This window comes from Eudoraea sp., from assembly GCF_049665975.1.
GTDB lineage: Bacteria > Bacteroidota > Bacteroidia > Flavobacteriales > Flavobacteriaceae > Eudoraea.
The window spans coordinates 1-5,238 of sequence record NZ_JBATGR010000359.1; the positions used below are offsets into that span (position 1 = coordinate 1).

Below are 5,238 nucleotides of genomic sequence, written 5' to 3' on the forward strand. Positions count from 1 at the left end.
TCATTTGCTTCTGCATTTTGGAAGAATCAGGATAAAGATCGGCCTTCACTTCTGCTTTCCTTAGCTTACCCATTAATTTTAATGAAGCCATAGCCTCTTTCTCACCAAAATTCAAAAATAATACGTCTAATGCCCTGCCAATGCTATCAGGAAAGAGGCCCAATTGATCCATAACCAGATATATTCGATCTAACCCAAAGGAAATTCCAATGCCACTCATATCCTTTAACCCGAAAATTCCCGTAAGATCATCATACCGTCCACCACCACCAATAGATCCCATACTTACTTCAGCAGGTGGCGCTACTTCAAAAATGGTACCCGTGTAATAGTTTAGCCCTCTTGCCAATGTAACATCTAAAGTAAGCTGAGCAGAAATCAATCCTAATTCACCAAATGCATCTAATATAAAGGCAAGGTCCTCAACCCCCTTACTGCCTTCTTCAGATTCCTTCAAAAAGTCTTTAAGCCGTTCTAATTGCTCAGAATTTGTACCTGTAAGTTCAAAGAGCGGTTTCGCTTTTTCGATTGCTTCAGGAGAAATTCCTTTATTCAACATTTCATTAATAACCCCCTCTTTGCCAATCTTATCTAGTTTATCGAGGGCTACAGTAAAATCTACGAGTCGATTTGTTTCGCCAATAAGCTCAGCAATGCCTGATAAAATCTTCCTATTATTCAGTTTTATCGTTGCCTTCTTCAAATTTAAATCCGTAAAAACGGCATCGTACAATTGTATGAATTCTATTTCCTGCAGAAGAGAATTTGCACCAACCACATCCGCATCGCACTGAAAAAATTCCCGGAACCTACCTTTCTGAGGTCTGTCTGCACGCCATACCGGTTGGATCTGATAGCGTTTAAATGGAAAATCTATTTCATTCTGATGCATTACCACATATCTCGCAAAAGGTACTGTGAGATCATATCTCAATGCTTTGTCTGAAATTTTACGGGTAAGAGACTTTGAGTTTTTGGAGTTATAGGTATCATCATCCACTTTGCTTATGAAATCGCCGGAATTTAAAATTTTAAAAATTAACCGGTCACCCTCTTCCCCATACTTTCCCATAAGGGTTTCTGAGTTTTCGAAAGCAGGGGTTTCTATAGGCTGGAAGCCAAAGCTCTCAAAATGTTTTTTAATAATGGAAATTATGTAATTACGTCGGGCAACTTCCGTAGGAGAAAAATCTCTTGTCCCTTTTGGTATGGATGGTTTTTGTGCCATAAATTATGCTAACTGCTGCAAATATAATTGTTTGTACAAAGCTGTCTAAGACAGATGTCTAATATTATCCAATAATATTATCAAACCATTGGTATAATTCTCCTTTGGTAATAACCGCACCTTCCTGTATAAGTTTAAATTTATCCAGATTCTTATCCTCTGTATAAGCTTTGGAAGCATTGAGGTATTCAACAAAATCTGATTGCCAGTTCTTTTTAAACCAATTAAACCCAAGAGCAGTATTTAGATCAATATCCGGATTTAATATTTTAACTGAAATCAGTTTCATTTCCTTATCAGTTAAATGGAATAAGTGCATCTGCTGTCTGGAAATATTCTCCAGATGAGTAACCTTACTCAGCACACCTTCCCATACCAGATCACTAAATACATCTAATTCCTCTTCAACAACCTGAGGTTTATTTTTCTTGATAGTAGCCCATTCGTTTGCTGTAATAGACTGAGTTGCAAGAAAATTGATAAACTCATTATGCAATTCTTCAAATTGCTCTTTTGTTAGCCTTGTATATTTCATTTTGAAAAAATAAAAAGGCCGCACAAAACGTGCAGCCCTATTAAAAACAAATGTTGTTTAGTTAAAAATATAACGTACCCCAATCTGCATTCTCCATCTTGAGATCTCTGATGTAACAGCGCCAAAAGTAGTATTTCGACTTGGATCAAAAGTATAGGTAGGCGTATTGGAATCGTCAACACTTACACCCATTAACTGATCAAAATTGGGGGCCTGCACAACACCCCAATTAGAATTAAGAAGATTTCCGAAGTTAAGTATATCAAGACTTATTTGAAATTTGTTCTTGTCATTAATATTTATATCCTGCAGGACTTTTATATCAAAAGTTCCTCTCCAGGGAGCTAAGGCACCATAGCGCTCAGCATATTGGCCTCTTCGACCACTTAAGTAATCATCTTGTTGAATAAATGCTTCAAAGGCTTCGGCCTGGCCCGGGCCGCTAAAAGCCATTTGGGTTACTTCCGATGCGGTTGGAATATAGAGCAAGTCGTTTATACTCGATCCGTCATTATTGATATCTCCTCCATAAATATAATTATAACGTCCACTTTTTGCATATTCAAAGAATGCCGAAACTGTGGTCCCTGAGGAGAAACCTTTTGAGAAAACCCCAATAAACCTGTGGGTATCACCATATCTTGAAAAAGCAAGCACATCTTTGTTTGCATCGCCAACTATGGCATTGCCCGCAAAGGCATCACCAGTGATTTCCGCGTCTATAGAGTTTACTTCTTTTGCGTTTAAAAAACTGTATGCAGCCATTGCGTATATTCCATTACGCCATGTTTTTTGTGCTTTCACAGAAGCGTTCCAAATTCTTCCTTTATCGGAATTGGTAAACACATAAGCGTTTGTAGGTCCTCCGAAAATTTGTGATTTATCATCGTTTGAATAAACCGCACGGTTATCAACTCCGCTTAACGTCAGAGAAGGAGAGCTAAGTCCCCAGTTTTGAACATGAGCTGCATGAATATCCTTCGTATAAGACAAATCTGCCGTTAAAATTAATCCGTCTTCAAATTGTTTGTCAACACCTACATTTGTTCTCCAAACCTGTGGCCATCTGAAATCTGGATCTACTATCTGATAGAAGAAAAAATCTACCCCTTGTACCTGGTTACCTAACCATACAAAAGGAAATCTTCCTGTAAAAATTCCTGTTCCTCCTCTTACTTGAAGTGTTTTGTCACTTTTCACATCCCAATTAAACCCAACCCTTGGTGAGAGTAATATTTTATTGGTTGGCATTTTTTCTGAGTCAAGAAATATAGGTTCATTGGTAGCCGGGTCAAAATATTGGATAGATGGAATATAAGTTCCCATTGCACCTCCTTTTCGCTCTATATTTTCCCTGACTTTTTCTGACGTATCAAAATACAAGGGTTTGTCAAAGCGAATGCCATAAGTAAGTTTGAAGTTTTCCTTAATATCCCATTGATCCTGCAGATAAAAGGATAACTGACCCACATTGGTTTCCGCAAGTGCCCATCCGCCCGGGTTTCCCGTTCCGGCAGCATTAAACGCATTATTAGTTGCAATAGCATCATCAAATGATTGCTGAAGTGCTCCTGAGCTTGCGAAATTTGGAAAATCTGTAATCGTTGTAGTTGGAAAGAAAACTCCCTGCGCACCGTATGCCCCTAAGTTAAAAGAGTTGTCAAACTCAAATTTTTCAAAGGAGAAACCAATAGTGAATGTATGGTCTCCTTGAAAAAAGTTGAGATTGTTTGTTACCTGAAACACTTTTTGGTCCAATGTATTATTAATGGAGAAGGGCTCATGACCTCCAATAATATAATTTGAACTCCCGGTATCATCCAAAATTACAATACTTGGTGCTGGCGAAGAGAAAGGATTCCTGAAATCATCAAAATGGGTGTATCCTACCTGCAATTTGTTTGTAGCATTATCTGTTAATTTAGAATTAAGTTCCAATTGAATGGATGAAATCTTATTATTTATTTCATAACCCGCATTTTCAAACTGTAAAGTTTGTGTATTTGGACCCCTAAAGGTAATAGCATCTCTATTAGCTGGTTTACCCTTAGATGCATCGAGGAAATTATAAATAATTGCCAATCGGTTATTATCATTAATATTCCAATCAAGTTTTATTATCCCTTTGGTAGATTCTTGGTCAAAGTTAAATCCTGTGTATCTCCCAGGGTTATAGAAAATGTCATTTCCACTGTCATCCTGACCTATTACTACCTGGCGCAGTAAATTATCGACTAATTGAAAATCGGATTCCAATACCCTACTCTCATTTATTTCCCCGGTACCGGTATTAGGCACAAAACCGTCTGTTCCTAAGGATGTTAACTCATCGCGCTCAAAATTCACGAAAAAGAACAATTTATTCTTTACGATAGGGCCCCCAATACTAACACCATATTGTTTTTGCTCTAATCCCGTTTTAAAAACTTTATCACCATCAATTTTTCCTCCTGTCATATCATCATTACGAAAGAAGCCATATACCGTACCATAAAATTCATTGGTACCACTTTTTGTTACAGCATTAACAGACGCTCCGGTAAAACCGGATTGCGTAACATCATAAGGTGCTGTTGTCACTTGTATCTGATCTATAGCATCCAATGAAACAGGTTGGGCATTGGTTTGCCCCCCGGGTGTAGCAGCATCCAATCCAAATGGATTATTAAAAATTGCCCCATCAAGAGAAAAATTGTTGTACTGGTCATTTCTGCCACCAAATGATGTCCCGGAAGCACCTGAAGACGCAGTAGGATCAAGTCTTGTAAAATCTGAAGCCGACCTCGAAATGGTTGGTAATCTGGTTAACTCCCTATTCCCTATACTGGTTTCCTGACCTGTACGATCGCTTCCAAAAGTTCCACCCCTATCAGAAGTTACAGTAACTTCATCAAGAGCCTGGCTTTCAGATACCAATTGGGCATCTATATTAAATGTTTTACCTAAGGATAGGTAAACATCATTTTGGGTTTGTGTTTTATATCCAATGTAAGAAATTGTAAGCTCGTATGGGCCTCCTACCCTAAGGTTTAAGAGGTTAAATCGTCCATCTTCATTAGTCACTGTACCATGCTTAGTTCCTGTAGGCGTATGGATTGCAATTATATTTGCTCCTAAAAGTGGGACGCCCTGATCATCAAGTACAGACCCCCTGATGTTAGAGCTGGTAACCTGCGCATTAGCACTAAATCCAATACATAGAAGAATAAGGCTTAGAAGTGATGTGATTTTCATTGGTTTTGAGTTTAGTTGTTAGATTATCGGAGAATAAAAATATAAAAAAAAAAGAGCTATGCAGGCATAGCTCTTTTAAGTTATCAACCAATATGGTTTACTTCTTTTCCGGCACAACTTCAAAAGGAAATTCGACAACTACATCTCTATGAAGTCTAATTTGAGCTTCATAAGGTCCTGCGCGCTTAATTGTTCCTCCTTTGATAATGATATACTTTTTATCAATTTCATGACCTTCTTT

4 protein-coding genes are annotated in these 5,238 nt (G+C 37.9%); all 4 read right to left on the reverse strand.

Annotated elements, in window-relative coordinates:
• Window positions 1–1,228, reverse strand: a 1,228-nt coding sequence (gene hisS / locus WBN20_RS12255) for a histidine--tRNA ligase (protein WP_424281892.1), incomplete at its 3' end; no start/stop codon positions are given.
• Window positions 1,229–1,292: 64 nt separating this feature from the next.
• On the reverse strand, window positions 1,293–1,763 hold the full coding sequence (locus WBN20_RS12260) for a DUF6495 family protein (RefSeq protein WP_424271888.1): 471 nt from the start codon (window positions 1,761–1,763) through the stop codon (window positions 1,293–1,295).
• A gap of 57 nt (window positions 1,764–1,820) precedes the next feature.
• Window positions 1,821–4,997 (reverse strand): TonB-dependent receptor, encoded by a 3,177-nt coding sequence (locus WBN20_RS12265; protein ID WP_424281893.1) that lies wholly within the window; start codon window positions 4,995–4,997, stop codon window positions 1,821–1,823.
• Between the two features lie 97 nt (window positions 4,998–5,094).
• Window positions 5,095–5,238 (reverse strand): 50S ribosomal L9 C-terminal domain-containing protein (locus tag WBN20_RS12270; protein WP_424281894.1); only part of this gene is annotated, 144 nt, incomplete at its 5' end.